Annotated in this window: 10 protein-coding genes and 1 pseudogene; 9 read left to right on the plus strand and 2 right to left on the minus strand. The window is 62.1% G+C overall.

Annotation, left to right across the window (positions count from 1 at the left end):
• Positions 1-194 precede the first annotated feature (194 nt).
• Positions 195-629 carry a YkgJ family cysteine cluster protein gene (locus HX873_RS10235; RefSeq protein ID WP_003217996.1) on the minus strand — a complete coding sequence of 145 codons (435 nt, stop codon included), beginning with the start codon at positions 627-629 and terminating at the stop codon, positions 195-197.
• 235 nt (positions 630-864) lie between these two features.
• Between HX873_RS10235 and HX873_RS10240 the strand changes: the two genes are divergently transcribed.
• The 6 genes from HX873_RS10240 (at position 865) to HX873_RS10265 (ending at position 10,495) form a co-directional block, all read left to right on the plus strand.
• A complete protein-coding gene (locus HX873_RS10240) occupies positions 865-3,315 on the plus strand; it encodes a glycogen/starch/alpha-glucan phosphorylase (protein WP_003217995.1) in 2,451 nt (816 codons plus the stop codon).
• Between the two features lie 170 nt (positions 3,316-3,485).
• Positions 3,486-7,022, plus strand: a complete 3,537-nt coding sequence (locus HX873_RS10245) for a DUF2339 domain-containing protein (protein WP_177122640.1) — start codon at positions 3,486-3,488, stop codon at positions 7,020-7,022.
• Complete coding sequence (locus tag HX873_RS10250; RefSeq protein WP_177122641.1) at positions 7,022-8,377, plus strand: DUF3999 domain-containing protein; 1,356 nt, start codon at positions 7,022-7,024, stop codon at positions 8,375-8,377. Before HX873_RS10245 ends, HX873_RS10250 begins: the two co-directional genes overlap by 1 nt.
• Positions 8,378-8,484: 107 nt before the next feature.
• Complete coding sequence (locus HX873_RS10255) at positions 8,485-9,495, plus strand: class 1 fructose-bisphosphatase (protein ID WP_003217989.1); 1,011 nt, start codon at positions 8,485-8,487, stop codon at positions 9,493-9,495.
• A gap of 143 nt (positions 9,496-9,638) precedes the next feature.
• A complete protein-coding gene (locus tag HX873_RS10260; protein WP_003217986.1) occupies positions 9,639-9,893 on the plus strand; it encodes a hypothetical protein in 255 nt (84 codons plus the stop codon).
• Positions 9,894-9,925: 32 nt separating this feature from the next.
• The gene (locus HX873_RS10265) at positions 9,926-10,495 is read left to right on the plus strand and encodes a lipocalin family protein (protein WP_003217984.1); all 570 of its coding nucleotides are present in this window, start codon (positions 9,926-9,928) and stop codon (positions 10,493-10,495) included.
• A 129-nt stretch (positions 10,496-10,624) separates the two neighbouring features.
• Here the strand turns inward: HX873_RS10265 and HX873_RS10270 are convergent, their stop codons facing one another.
• Positions 10,625-11,989, minus strand: coding sequence for a formimidoylglutamate deiminase (locus tag HX873_RS10270; protein ID WP_177122642.1), 1,365 nt, complete (start codon positions 11,987-11,989; stop codon positions 10,625-10,627).
• Between the two features lie 78 nt (positions 11,990-12,067).
• Between HX873_RS10270 and hutC the strand changes: the two genes are divergently transcribed.
• The 3 genes and pseudogenes from hutC to HX873_RS10285 all read left to right on the plus strand — a co-directional run.
• Positions 12,068-12,847 (plus strand): histidine utilization repressor, encoded by a 780-nt coding sequence (gene hutC / locus HX873_RS10275; RefSeq protein ID WP_173406113.1) that lies wholly within the window; start codon positions 12,068-12,070, stop codon positions 12,845-12,847.
• Entirely contained in the window at positions 12,844-13,404 is a 561-nt protein-coding gene (locus HX873_RS10280) for a HutD family protein (protein WP_177122643.1), read from the plus strand. The genes hutC and HX873_RS10280 overlap by 4 nt, the downstream gene beginning before the upstream one ends.
• Positions 13,405-13,728: 324 nt before the next feature.
• Positions 13,729-13,910: pseudogene (locus HX873_RS10285) on the plus strand (urocanate hydratase); the annotation flags it as partial.

A 13,910-nucleotide genomic window follows, 5' to 3' on the forward strand; every position in this document is an offset into this window, starting at 1 on the left:
GCTGAATGAAAAACGCCCCCGGTCGAAAGGCCGGGGGCGTTTTTTTATGCCTGCAATATCTGTAGTGACTGTGCGGGCCCCTTCGCGAGCAAGCCCGCTCCCACATTCGACCGCGTTTTTTCAGGATGAATGAGGTCAAGTGTGGGAGCGGGCTTGCTCGCGAAAGCGGTAGTTCAAGCAATAAAAAATCTGGATCAGAACTTGTCGAGGGTCTTGAACCTGGTCTCGCGCACCACTTCCTTCGGCTTGTACGCGCAATACCCCGGGCGCGGCCCGATTTTCGGGTGATTGCGGCAAGTATCCGGGCGCTTGTCATAAATAGTGCAGAAGCGGCTCTTACGATCCAGGTACAGGCAATCGTTGTTGCTCATGCGCTGCAGGGTGAAGATCTCGGATTTGGCGTTGAAGCGCTCGACGATGCCTTCCTTCTGCAAGCGCTTGGCGATGTTCTTCGGCGGGTCGCCACGCTCGAACTCATCGACGATGCCGATGCGGATCAGGTCCTTGATCTTCACCTCAACCGGCAGGGTGCAGCAGCTCGACACACAGCCGCCACACATATGGCTTGAGTATTTCTGCCAGGTCTCGAGACGGTCGAGTTCCGCGGCGGCGATCAGTTGAGGCTTCATCAGGTTTCCAAGAGGGGTGTTATCCGGCGCGGGATCATACCGGAACTGGTGGTTTTTTGAACAATATCTTCCAGCTTTCAGCTCGAAGGCTGTGCCGGGCCACAAACGGGCACGGCCCCTGCATCAAATTCCCGCAAAGGTGAATGAGTTAAAAAACTGCCGAACCAGAGCGTCTACCGTCTGTCAGACCGTCTAGGCTCTAGCAACTCCTTCTATCTCGCCCGAGGTCGCATCGATGTCTCAGGAACCGCTTGTACGAGAAGCAGAGGTAGCCGCATTTCGCGATGCCGTCTTGACCAAACTTACCTATGCGGTGGGCAAGGACCCCGACCACGCCTTCGACCACGATTGGTTTGAAGCCATCGCACTGGCCGCCCGCGACCACATGGTCGACCACTGGATGGACCACACGCGGCACATCTACCGCAAGGGACAGAAGCGGGTCTATTACCTCTCGCTGGAATTCCTGATCGGCCGTCTGCTCTACGACAGCCTGAGCAACCTTGGCTTGCTGGACGTGGCCCGTGAGGCCATGAGCGAGTTGGGTGTGGACATGGAGCGCATTCGCCTGCTGGAGCCCGACGCGGCCCTGGGCAACGGTGGCCTTGGCCGCCTGGCGGCCTGCTTCATGGAAAGCATGTCGACCCTGGGCATCGCCGGCCATGGCTATGGCATTCGGTATGAGCACGGGCTGTTTCGCCAGGCGATTGTCGATGGCTGGCAGCAGGAGCAAACCGAACGCTGGCTGGATTTCGGCAACCCCTGGGAGTTCGAGCGCGCCGAAGTGATCTACCCGATCGGCTTTGGCGGTGGTGTGGAAACCGTGCTGGATGCGTCCGGCAAGTCGATCCAGGTCTGGTCGCCGAATGAAACCGTACGCGCGGTGGCGTATGACACCCCGGTCGTCGGCTGGCGCGGCGCCAGCGTCAACACCCTGCGCTTGTGGCGCGCCCGGGCCGTCGAAGACCTGCACCTGGAACGTTTCAACGCCGGTGACCACCTGGGCGCTGTCGCCGAAGTGGCCCGCGCCGAAAGCATCTCCCGAGTGCTTTACCCGGCCGATAGCACCGAAGCAGGGCAGGAGCTGCGCCTGCGCCAGGAGTACTTCTTCGTCTCCGCCTCGTTGCAGGATCTGCTGCGTCGCCACAAGAACATGCACGGCTCGGTATTGAGCCTGGGCGAGCACGCGGCCATCCAGCTCAACGACACTCACCCCTCGATCGCGGTGGCCGAGTTGATGCGTCAGTTGGTGGACCTGCACGACATCCCGTGGGATGCCGCCTGGGACGTCACCGTCGAAACGCTGTCGTACACCAACCACACCTTGCTCCCCGAGGCGTTGGAAACCTGGCCGGTCGGCCTGATGGAGCGCATGCTGCCGCGGCACATGCAGATCATCTACCTGATCAACGCCCAGCATATCGACTCGCTGCGGGCCAAGGGCATCCATGACTTCGACGTGCTGCGTGCCGTCTCGCTGATCGAAGAAGACAACGGTCGCCGCGTACGCATGGGCAACCTGGCGTTCCTCGGTTCCCACAGTGTCAACGGCGTATCCGGCCTGCACACGCAACTGATGCGCAGCACGGTGTTCTCCGAACTGCACAAGCTCTACCCGGACCGCATCAACAACAAAACCAACGGCATTACCTTCCGCCGCTGGCTGTACCAGGCCAACCCCAAGCTCACGGCGATGCTGGTGGAGGCACTGGGCCCGGACGTGCTGGATAACCCCGAACAGCGCCTGGCAGACCTGGAACCGTTTGCCGAGAAGCAAGCCTTTCGCAAGGCCTTCGCCGAACAGCGCCTGCACAGTAAGCGGGCACTGGCAGACATCATTCACGAGCGCCTGGGGATTTCGGTCAACCCGGCGGCGATGTTCGATGTGCAGGTCAAGCGGATCCACGAGTACAAGCGCCAGCTGCTGAACCTGATGCACACCGTCGCGCTGTACCAGGCGATCCGGGCCGAGCCGGGCACCGACTGGGTGCCGCGGGTGAAGATCTTCGCCGGCAAGGCCGCGGCCAGCTATCACCAGGCCAAGCTGATCATCAAGCTGACCAACGACATCGCCCGTACCGTCAACAACGACCCCACCGTGCGCGGGTTGCTCAAGGTGGTATTCCTGCCCAACTACAACGTCAGCCTGGCGGAAAGCATCATTCCGGCGGCCGACTTGTCGGAGCAGATTTCCACCGCCGGCTTTGAAGCCTCGGGCACCAGCAACATGAAATTCGGCCTCAACGGCGCGCTGACCATCGGCACCATGGACGGCGCCAACGTCGAGATGCACGAGCGCGTGGGTGCCGACCACATGTTCATCTTCGGCCTCAGCGCCCAGCAGGTGGAAGCGCGCAAACACGCGGGCGAATTCAACGCCGGGCCAGAGATCGCCGCGTCCCATCGCTTGAATGATGTGCTGCAAGCGATTCGTGGCGGGGTGTTCTCACCGGATGATCCGGGCCGTTATGCCGGGTTGGTGGATTCGCTGATCGACTACGACCGCTTCCTGGTCTGTGCCGACTTCGATTCCTACTGGGATGCCCAGGCGCGGGTCGAGGCCCATTGGCACGACTCCAAGGAATGGTGGCGTTCGGCGGTGCTCAATACCGCGCGCATGGGCTGGTTCTCGTCGGACCGGACCATCCGCGAATACGCGACGGAAATCTGGAAAGCGTTGGATTAGACACCGCAATACAAAATGTGGGAGCGGGCTTGCTCGCGAAAGCGCAGCGTCAGTCGACAAATTTGTGACTGATCCACCGCCTTCGCGAGCAAGCCCGCTCCCACATGGGGTCCGTGTCGATATACTGAGCATCGCCTTTGCCCGCTTCGGGCTGCTTAGGGATATCGACCATGCAATGGATTTTCATGCTGATTGGCCTGGTGCTCGGCTGGACGCTCGATGAGTCGTTCAGTGATGCGGGCATTGGAGCGCTGCTCGGTTTGGGCATTGGCCAGGCGATTCGCCTGTCGATGCTCGCCTCGCGTACGGAGGAACAAGGCCGTCAGCTGGAGTCTGCCCGCAACGCCCTGAAAGTGGTCGAGCAACGCCTGGCCTTGCTGGAAAGGCCTGCCGCCGTTGAAACCCCCGGACCTGTGTTTGTCGAAGAGCCGCTGCCGGTAGCGGCGCCGCCCGAACTCGTCTGGGAATTACCCGCCGAACTGGAACCCGCCTACGCAAGCGTGGTGGCCGAACCCAGCCAGCCATTGCCGGCTGATGTGTGGCGGGCCGAACCGAGCGCGAAAATCCCTGAACAACCTGCCGCGCCTGCGGTGCCTCGCGGCCCCAACTTTATCGAGCGCGCAATCAGCGGTGCCCGCAACTGGCTGTTCGGTGGCAACACCGTGCTGCGGGTCGGCGTGGTGTTGTTGTTCCTCGGCCTGGCCTTCCTGCTGCGCTATGCCACTGAAGGCATGGTGGTGCCAATCGAGTTGCGTTACGCAGGTGTCGCCGGTTGCGCATTGGCACTGCTGGGCCTGGGTTGGTGGCTGCGGCTGCGCAACCGTAATTACGGGTTGATGCTGCAGGGCACCGGCATTGCGGTGTTGTACCTCACGGTGTTCGCCGCGATGCGCCTGCACCCGCTGCTCGACCCCGGCGCGGCACTCGGCTTGCTGGTGGCGGTCACCGTTTTCTCGGCGATCCTGGCGATTACCCAGGACGCCCTCGGCCTGGCCTGCGCCGCTGCACTCGGCGGTTTTGCGGCACCGATCCTCACGTCCACCGGCGCCGGCAACCATGTGGCGCTGTTCAGCTATTTCGCCCTGCTCAACGCAGGCATTCTCGCCATCGCCTGGTTCAAGGCCTGGCGCCTGCTCAATTTGATCGGTTTTGTCGGCACCTTCGGCATCGGCTTCGCCTGGGGCATGCGCTCCTATACACCGGAGCTGCTGTGGAGCACCGAGCCGTTCCTGATTCTATTTTTCCTGATGTACCTGGGCATCGGCCTGTTGTTCGCCCGGCGCAAGTTGCTGGAGATGCGCGACGCGCCGGACGATGACAGCCGTGGCGCGTTGCTGCGCTGGTCGGCGGCCAAGGGCGATTATGTCGACGGCAGCATGCTGTTCGGTCCGCCGTTGGTGGGCTTCGGTTTGCAGTTTGCGCTGGTGCAGCACCTGGAATTTGCCGCTGCGTTCAGCGCGCTGGCCCTGGGCATCATCTATATGGGCCTGGCTCGTTTGCTGAGTGGCGGGCGCGCCTTGCTGCTGGCGGAAACCTGCCTGGCGCTGGGTGTGATCTTCGCCAGCCTGGCGATTCCGTTGGGCCTCGACGCACGCTGGACCGCGGCGGCCTGGGCCGTGGAAGGCGCCGGGATTTTCTGGCTCGGCCTGCGTCAGCAGCGGCCTTTGGCACGGGCGTTTGGCTTGCTGTTGCAAGTCGGTTCGGCGCTGGCGTTCCTCAGCGAATTGCGGATTGGCGAGACCAGCCTGCTGGACGGTGCACCCTTGGGTGCGTTGTTGCTGGGGGCGGCCTTGCTGTTCAGTTTCGACCAGTTGTGCAAGGCGCCGGTGGAGCACGCGGCGCAGTGGGAGCGTCGAGGTTTGCCGGTATTGGCCTGCGTCGGCCTGGGCTTCTTGTACCTGCTCGCACCGTTGCTGCTGTGGACCCAAGGTACGGCCATCAGTTGGGCGCTTGCCGGTATTGCGACCTTGCTGGTGGGCCTGCGCATCGGCTCGCGTACGTTCCTCTTCACCGCGTTTGCCGTGCAACTGCTGGGTGGCGCGCTGTTCCTGCTGCGCCTGCAAGCGGGTGCTGATTCAGGCGCGGTGTTCAGTGCGGGCTCGAGCGGCTTGCTCACCGCATCGCTGATTGGCCTGGCATTGATCGGCGGCATGCTGCTGGCCGCGCGGGACACCATGGTGCGCAGCGATGTGCGGTTGTTGCGTGGCCTGTCGGTGGTGTTGCTCGCCGGGTTGGTGCTGATCAACCTGGCGGTGCTGTTTGTGCTGCCCTGGGAGACCGCCAGCGGCGTGTGGGCGGCCAGTGGTTTGTTGATCATCTGGCTGAGCCTGTACCTGCAACAGCGCGTCAGTTTTGTCTTCGGGTTGTTGCTGCAAGTGATCGGCGGCGCTTCGTTCCTGATCGCGGTGCCGGACCTGCTCGGGCCGCTGACCAGCGAGGGTTTGCGTCCTTTGGGCCATAGCGGTTTCTGGACGCCAATGGTGCTCGGGCTGGCGGCGCTGGTCGGTGCCTGGCGCTTGCAGCGCAGGCCTCATGCGCCGGTGTTCGAGGCGTTGAGTTTGCAGCGGCTGTCCGACGTGCTGCTGGTGTGGGGTGCGGGTTGGTGGACGCTGGCGTTGGTCAGCGAAGTGCTGCGGTTTGCACCATCGATGCTGCAAGGCACCTGGCTGTTGGCGGTAGCGGCGGTGAGTGTGGCGATCTGGGCGGTATTGGCCCTGAGGCTGCAATGGGCGTCGCTGGGCTTGCTGTGCACGCTGTTGATGCCGGCGGCGGGCGTGGTGTTGCTGGGCGCGTGGGGCTCGCGTTATCACCCGGCGGCGAACTTCGCCTGGCTGGCCTGGGCGGCGGTGTTTGCGGTGCACTTCGTGTCGCTGCGACGCCTGGCGTTGGTCATCCCGGAAAAAGCCCTGGGCGCCGCGCACGTGCTCGGCTGCTGGCTGTTGATTGGTGTGCTGGCGCTGGAGTTGCGCTACGGCCTGTTGTTGCTGTCCGAGGAATACAACGCCTGGCGCTGGCTGGGCTGGGCGATTCTGCCAAGCCTGTACCTGGTGCTGGCCGCCGCGCCACGCAGTTGGCCGTGGCCGGTGTCGGCGTACCCGCGCGAGTACCGGTTGTATGCCGCGTTGCCGCTGGCGGTGTTGATGCTCGGCTGGTTCTGGCTGGCGAATATCTTCAGCGACGGCACCGCCGAGCCGCTGCCGTATGTGCCGCTGCTTAACCCGCTGGATATTGGATTGCTATTCGCGCTGCTGGGTGTGTACCTGTGGTCCCGCAGTGCCGCACCGCAACGCGGGCCGCGCGCCGAACTGGTCGCTCAGGCGGTCTCCGGTGTCTCGTTGTTCGCCTTCTTCACTGCGCTGGTGATGCGCACGGCTCATCACTGGGGTGGCGTGCCGTTCCATCTGGATGCGTTGCTGGAGTCGATGCTGGTGCAGGCCGGGCTGTCGATCGTGTGGACCCTGATTGCCCTGAGCCTGATGATAGGCGGCTATCTGCGTCACCGGCGTGAGGTGTGGCTGATCGGTGCGGCATTGATTGCCGTCGTGGTCGCCAAATTGTTCTTCGTCGAATTGAGCAACCGCGGCGGGCTGGCGCGGATCGTATCGTTTATCGGTGTGGGCGGGCTGTTGCTGGTGGTGGGCTATTTCGCCCCGCTGCCGCCCAAGCGCCCCGAGCCGGTGGTTGAAACTGAAGGAGTGGCCTCTTGATGGGCAAGCTGAGTGTGGCGCTGTTGGGGTTGTGCACGACGTTATCGGCCTGGGCCCAGGAAACGCCCGCCGATTTCACCACGCGTGTGCCGCTGACGGTCAGTGGAGAAGGCCCGTGGTACCGCCTGGAACTGCCGCTGGCGGTGCAATTGAGCGCCCGTCAGGCCGACCTGAGTGATGTGCGGGTGTTCAACGCCGCTGGCGAGCCCCAGGCTTACGCACTGGCGCGGCAGTCGGCGCAAAGCACCGAAAGCCGCAGCCTGTCCAACGTGAAGTGGTTCCCGTTGTACGCTGCGGCTGACTCCTCCGAAGCCGTGCCCAGCGTGCGTGTGCAATCCACGTCCACCGGCACGCTGGTGCAAGTGCAGCCGCCGAGCCAACTGGAGGCCGGCGAAGAAGTGCTGCGCGGCTGGCTGCTCGACGCGAGTGCGATCAAGGCCCCGTTGCAGCAACTGATCCTCGACTGGACGAGCGAGCGCGACGGCTTCCAGCGTTTCAGCATCGAAGCCAGCGACGACTTGCAGCACTGGCGCGCGTGGGGCGAAGGGCAGGTGGCGCGGTTGTCGTTTGCCGATGAGCGCGTCGAGCAGCATGAAGTGAGTTTGCCGGGGCAGTCGGCGCGGTATCTGCGTCTGCTGTGGAAAGGCCAGGCGGCACCGGCGCTGACGTCGGCGCAGTTGGAGAGTGTCAGCGCCCACAACCTGCCGTTGCCGCTGGTGTGGTCGCAGCCGTTGTCGGGCAGCCGGCTCAAGGCCGGGGAATACAGCTGGCAGTTACCCAACGCACTGAACGTCGAACGCTTGCGAATCGACTTGAGCCAACCCAACAGCCTGGCGCCGGTCACCTTGTCGGGCCGCCGGGAAAGTAATCAGGCCTGGCAGCCCATGAGCAGCGGTTTGCTCTACCGGTTGACGCAAAATGGCCAGGACGTTTTACAGAACGAACTGCAGTTGCCGGGCCAGGCTGTTGCGCAGCTCAAGCTCGACGTGGACGAGCGTGGTGGTGGCCTGGGCGTGGAGGCGCCGACCTTGAGCTTTGCGGTGCGGGCCACGCAGTTGGTGTTCCTGGCGCGGGGCGAGCCACCGTTCACCCTTGTGCTCGGCAATCCGTCGGTGAAAGGCGCGAACTTGCCGCTGTCGACCCTGATTCCGGACTACAGCGCCGAACGCCTCGCGGGGCTTGGGCAGGCCAAGGTGGCGGGCGAGGCGGTGGTCACATCGCCTGCGGTCGCGGCCCCGGTTGATGCCGGGCCGAACTGGAAAAAGCTCGGTCTTTGGGCCGTGCTGCTGCTCGGTGTGGCGGCCCTGGGCGCCATGGCCTACAGTTTGCTGCGCAAGCCACCGGTGGCACGTTAAATAAAGTCCATGAACTCTATTGGGTTTAAATCCTCTGATAGGAGGAAATACGCCCCGACTCGCGTTAAACTGCGCGGGTTTTTAGCCCCCCATTTCCGGAGCCTTCCATGTCCCGCGTTACCCTGAGTCGCTATTTGATCGAGCAGACCCGCAGCAACAACACGCCTGCCGATCTGCGCTTCCTTATCGAAGTGGTGGCGCGTGCTTGCAAGGAAATCAGCCACGCCGTGTCCAAAGGCGCGCTGGGTGGTGTCCTGGGCAGCATGGGCACTGAAAACGTACAAGGCGAAGTGCAGAAGAAGCTTGACGTGATCTCCAACGAAATCCTGCTCGAAGCCAACGAGTGGGGCGGTCACCTGGCCGGCATGGCGTCCGAAGAAATGGACAATGCCTACCAGATCCCGGGCAAATACCCGAAAGGCGCGTACCTGCTGGTATTCGACCCACTGGACGGTTCGTCGAACATCGACATCAACGCGCCAGTCGGCACCATCTTCTCGGTACTGCGTTGCCCGAACGAATACCTGAGCCAGAACGAAGCCCTGAACGAAAAGGCCTTCCTGCAGCCGGGCACCGAGCAGGTAGCTGCCGGTTACGCGATCTACGGCCCACAGACCATGCTGGTGCTGACCCTGGGCGACGGCGTCAAGGGCTTCACCCTGGACCGCGAAATGGGCAGCTTCGTGCTCACCCATGAAGACATCACCATTCCTGCGTCCACCCAGGAATTTGCAATCAACATGTCCAACCAGCGTCACTGGGAAGAGCCGGTTACCCGCTACGTGGGCGAGTTGATGGCCGGCGAAGAAGGCCCGCTGAAGAAGAACTTCAACATGCGCTGGGTGGCTGCGATGGTTGCCGACGTGCACCGCATCCTGACCCGTGGTGGCCTGTTCATGTACCCACGCGACAGCCGCGAGCCGTCCAAGCCAGGCAAGCTGCGCCTGATGTACGAAGCCAACCCGATGTCGTTCCTGGTTGAGCAGGCGGGCGGTGCGTCCACCGACGGCCACCAGCGCATCCTCGACATCCAGCCTGAAGGCCTGCACCAGCGCGTAGCGGTGTTCCTGGGTTCGAAGGAAGAAGTTGAGCGTGTGACCGGCTACCACAAGGCGTAAGTCCTTGCGGTAAGCAAAAGCCCCGAAACGTTTCAGCGTTTTCGGGGCTTTTTTGTTTTCGCTCGTCGGGAACCAGACACCTCTTTTCCCTTCTAAGCTTCTGGCAGACCCCCAAGCTGCTTCGTCTCTCCAGGAGTTTTTCCATGTCGTTACGCCGTCTCGCCCTGTTGTCGTTTTGCGTGCTTCTGGCCGCTTGCAGCAAGGTCACTCAAGAAAATTACGCAAAACTGTCGGCCGGCATGCCAAAGGCCGAGGTGGAGTCGTTGTTGGGCAAGCCGACTGATTGTTCTGGCGCGCTGGGTATGTCCAGTTGCACCTGGGGCGATAAAAACAGCTTTATCAGCGTGCAATATGCCGGTGACAAAGTACTGATTTTTTCCGGGCAAGGCCTGAAGTAAACCGGGGCGAAAGCCTGCGGGAGAAAAACAACATGATGCGTTTCGTTCTATACCTCTGCGCCAGCCTGTTTTTGGCGGGCTGCGCCAGCCATTCTGGCGATGATCTGCAACCCAAGACTGTTGGCAGCGTCAACCTCAAGCGTTACCAGGGCACCTGGTATGAGCTGGCCCGTTTGCCGATGTACTTCCAGCGCAATTGTGCGCAGTCCGAAGCCCGCTACACGCTGTTGCCCGATGGCAACATGTCGGTGTTCAACCGCTGCCTGACCCCTGAGTGGAAGTGGCAGGAAGCCAAGGGCACCGCAACGCCGCAGGTCGCCGGCAAGACCGACAAACTGTGGGTCGAATTCAACAACTGGTTCACCTCGCTGTTGCCGGGCGTGGCCAAGGGCGATTACTGGGTGCTGTACGTCAGCGATGACTACAAGACCGCCATTGTCGGCAGCCCGAGCCGGCGCTACATGTGGTTGCTGTCGCGCACGCCGACGGTCAGCGCCGACACCCGCGAAGACCTCCTGAGCAGGGCGCGGCAGCAGGGGTATGACACCACGCGTTTGATCTGGCGTACGTCGGACAAGCAGATGGCGAAGACCTCGCAGTAATACGAAACAGCGCCAATCCAATGTGGGAGCGGGCTTGCTCGCGAAGGCGGTGTGACAGTCACCAGATGTATTGACTGATCCACTGCTTTCGCGAGCAAGCCCGCTCCCACATTTGTTATGTGTCGTCTGTCAGCCCAGCAAATCCCGCAAGACCTGGGTAAACGCCCGGCTGCTGTCTTCTTCGGCGGCGTGATGCCCGTCGCGAATCACCCACTGGCCGTTGACCAGCACGTCGCGCACCTGGCGATCACCCCCGGCAAACAGCCAGCGATTGAGGATCCCGTCTTCGTTCGCCGTCGCCAGGTACGGATCGTTGCCGTCCAGCACCAGCCAGTCCGCACGCTTGCCAACTTCCAGGCGCCCAATCGGCTGCCCCAACGCTTCGGCACCGCCGTCCAGCGCGGCATCGAACAGCGTACGCCCAACCATCGGCTGATCGCTGCGATACAGCCGGTTGCGCCGCTGGTCCCGCAGCCGCTGCCCATATTCCAGCCAGCGCAATTCTTCCACCACGCTCAGTGATACATGGCTGTCGGAACCAATCCCCATGCGCCCGCCCTGGGCCAGGAAGTCCACCGCCGGGAAAATCCCGTCGCCCAGGTTGGCTTCAGTGGTCAGGCACAGCCCGGCAATCGCCCGGCTCCTGGCCATCAACGTCACTTCTTCCGGATTGGCGTGGGTGGCGTGCACCAGGCACCAGCGCTGATCCACTTCAACATGGTCATACAACCATTGCAGCGGGCGCTGGCCGCTCCAGGCCAGGCAGTCGTCGACTTCCTTCTGCTGCTCGGCGATGTGGATGTGCACCGGGCACGCCTTGTCGCTGGCGGCCAGCACTTCGCTGATCTGTTGCGGTGTGACGGCGCGCAGCGAGTGGAAACACAGGCCCAGCCGTTGTGCCGGTTGCGCGGCCAGAATCGGTTGCAGGCGTGATTGCAGGCTCAGGTAATTTTCGGTGCTGTTGATAAAGCGGCGCTGGCCTTCATTGGGTGCCTGGCCGCCGAAACCGGAGTGGCTGTAGAGCACCGGCAACAACGTCAGGCCGATACCGCTGCTGGCGGCGGCCTGGCTGATTTGCCGCGACAGCTCCGCAGGGTCGGCATAGGGCTGGCCGCTGACGTCGTGGTGCACGTAGTGAAATTCGGCCACCGAGGTGTAGCCGGCCTTGAGCATTTCGATATACAACTGGCGCGCGATGACCTGCAACTGGTCGGGGCGGATCTTGCCGACCATCCGATACATCAGGTCGCGCCAGGTCCAGAAACTGTCATTCGGGTTGCCGGCCACTTCCGCCAGCCCGGCCATCGCGCGCTGGAATGCGTGGGAATGCAGGTTCGGCATGCCCGCCAGCACGGGGCCCCTGAGCCGTTCGGCACCGTCTGCACAGGCGTTGGGCTCAACCTTGGTCAGCAGGCCATCGGCGCTGACTTCAAGACGTACATCGTTGGCCCATCCATAAGGCAGCAGCGCGCGTTCGGCAAAGAAAGCGGACATGATTCAGGCACCCCGGTCGTGTGTTTATTTGTATATACATATACAGACGTTTGCCTGCTCGGTAAACTCCGGCAAGCTATGCTTCTTTTTCACCTACAAGGATTTCCTGTGTCGACTCCGCCCGCCAAGTCTCCACTGGCTGCCCACATGGACGAAAGTCCGGCGCCCTTGTATGCCCGCGTCAAACAGATGATCAGCCAGCAGATTCTCAACGGCAACTGGCCGCCGCATTATCGCGTGCCTTCGGAAAGCGAACTGGTCAACCAGTTGGGCTTCAGCCGCATGACCATCAACCGCGCCCTGCGCGAGTTGACTGCCGAAGGCCTGCTGGTACGCATGCAAGGTGTGGGCACCTTTGTCGCCGAGCCCAAGAGCCAGTCGGCGCTGTTTGAAGTGCACAACATTGCCGATGAGATCGCCTCCCGCGGTCATCGCCATACGTGCAAGGTCATTACCCTCGGGGAAGAAGCCGCCGGTTCCGAGCGCGCCGTCGCGCTGGAAATGCGCGAAGGCGGGCGGGTGTTCCACTCGTTGATCGTGCACTACGAAAACGACATTCCGGTGCAAATCGAAGACCGTTTCGTCAACGCCCTGGTAGCACCGGAATACCTGCAGCAGGATTTCACCCAGCAAACGCCCTATGCCTACCTCAACCAGGTGGCGCCGCTGACCGAAGGCGAGCACGTGGTCGAGGCGATCCTGGCCGACGCTGACGAATGCAAGCTGCTGCAAATCGAAACCAGCGAGCCGTGCCTGCTGATTCGCCGCCGCACCTGGTCTGGCCGCCAACCGGTCACGGCCGCACGTTTGATCCACCCCGGTTCCCGTCATAGCCTGGAAGGACGTTTCAGTAAATGAGTTCGATGAAAGTCTGGCGCGCTACCGATTACATTCGCATGCCGTGGAAAAACGGCGGCGGCAGCACTGAAGAAATCACCCGTGACGCGGGGGAGGGCCTGGACGGTTTCGGCTGGCGCCTGTCGATTGCCGATATCGCCGAGTCGGGCGGGTTCTCCACCTTTGCCGGGTACCAGCGCATTATCACCGTGCTGCAAGGCTCGGGCATGGTGCTGACGGTGGATGGCGAGGAACAGCTCGGGTTGTTACCGCTGCAGCCATTCCCGTTCAAGGGTGACAGCCAGGTGTCCTGCCGTTTGATCGGCGGGCCGATCCGCGATTTCAACCTCATCTATTCGCCGCAGCGCTATCAAGCGCGGTTGCAATGGATGGACGGCACGCAGCGTTTCTTCAGTGCCGCGCACACCGTGCTGGTGTTCAGCGTGGCCGATGAAGTGAAGGTGCTCGGTGAGCGGCTGAACCGTCACGACTGCCTGCAACTGGACGGTAACACCGCCCTGCTGGACATCAGCGTGACTGGCCGTTGCTGCGTTATCGAATTGACTGCCGCCGCCTGAACAGGTGGGGGTTTCTTCCCCCACATTTTGTTTCCCTCTTCCCGCACCAACTTGTTACCGAACGCCCCAGCATGGCGCAAAGCCCTGCCTCGATGACAAGTCTCCCGCACTGTAAAAATCCCCCGTAAGAAAATTCATCATGCTGCGAAGCCTTGTTTTCCAAGGCTTCCACCCTCGTCCCGGAAAATCTTCAAACCTTGCGCGCAAAGTTGGCCGCTTGATTGCATATGCTTGTATGTACAAGTAAAGATGTGTGCGTAAGAGTCCATGAACTTCCTCTTCGCACCCATCAATGTTCGCGCATTGATCGTTGAGGATTTTTTTGTGACCAAGCCTACCCAATACCGTGACGTTGAAATCCGTGCCGCACGCGGCAACACGCTGACCGCCAAAAGCTGGCTGACTGAAGCGCCGCTGCGCATGTTGATGAACAACCTCGACCCGCAGGTTGCCGAAAATCCGAAAGAACTGGTGGTGTACGGCGGTATCGGCCGTGCGGCACGTAA

The sequence above is a fragment of the Pseudomonas sp. P7758 genome (genome assembly GCF_013386485.1).
Classification (GTDB): domain Bacteria; phylum Pseudomonadota; class Gammaproteobacteria; order Pseudomonadales; family Pseudomonadaceae; genus Aquipseudomonas.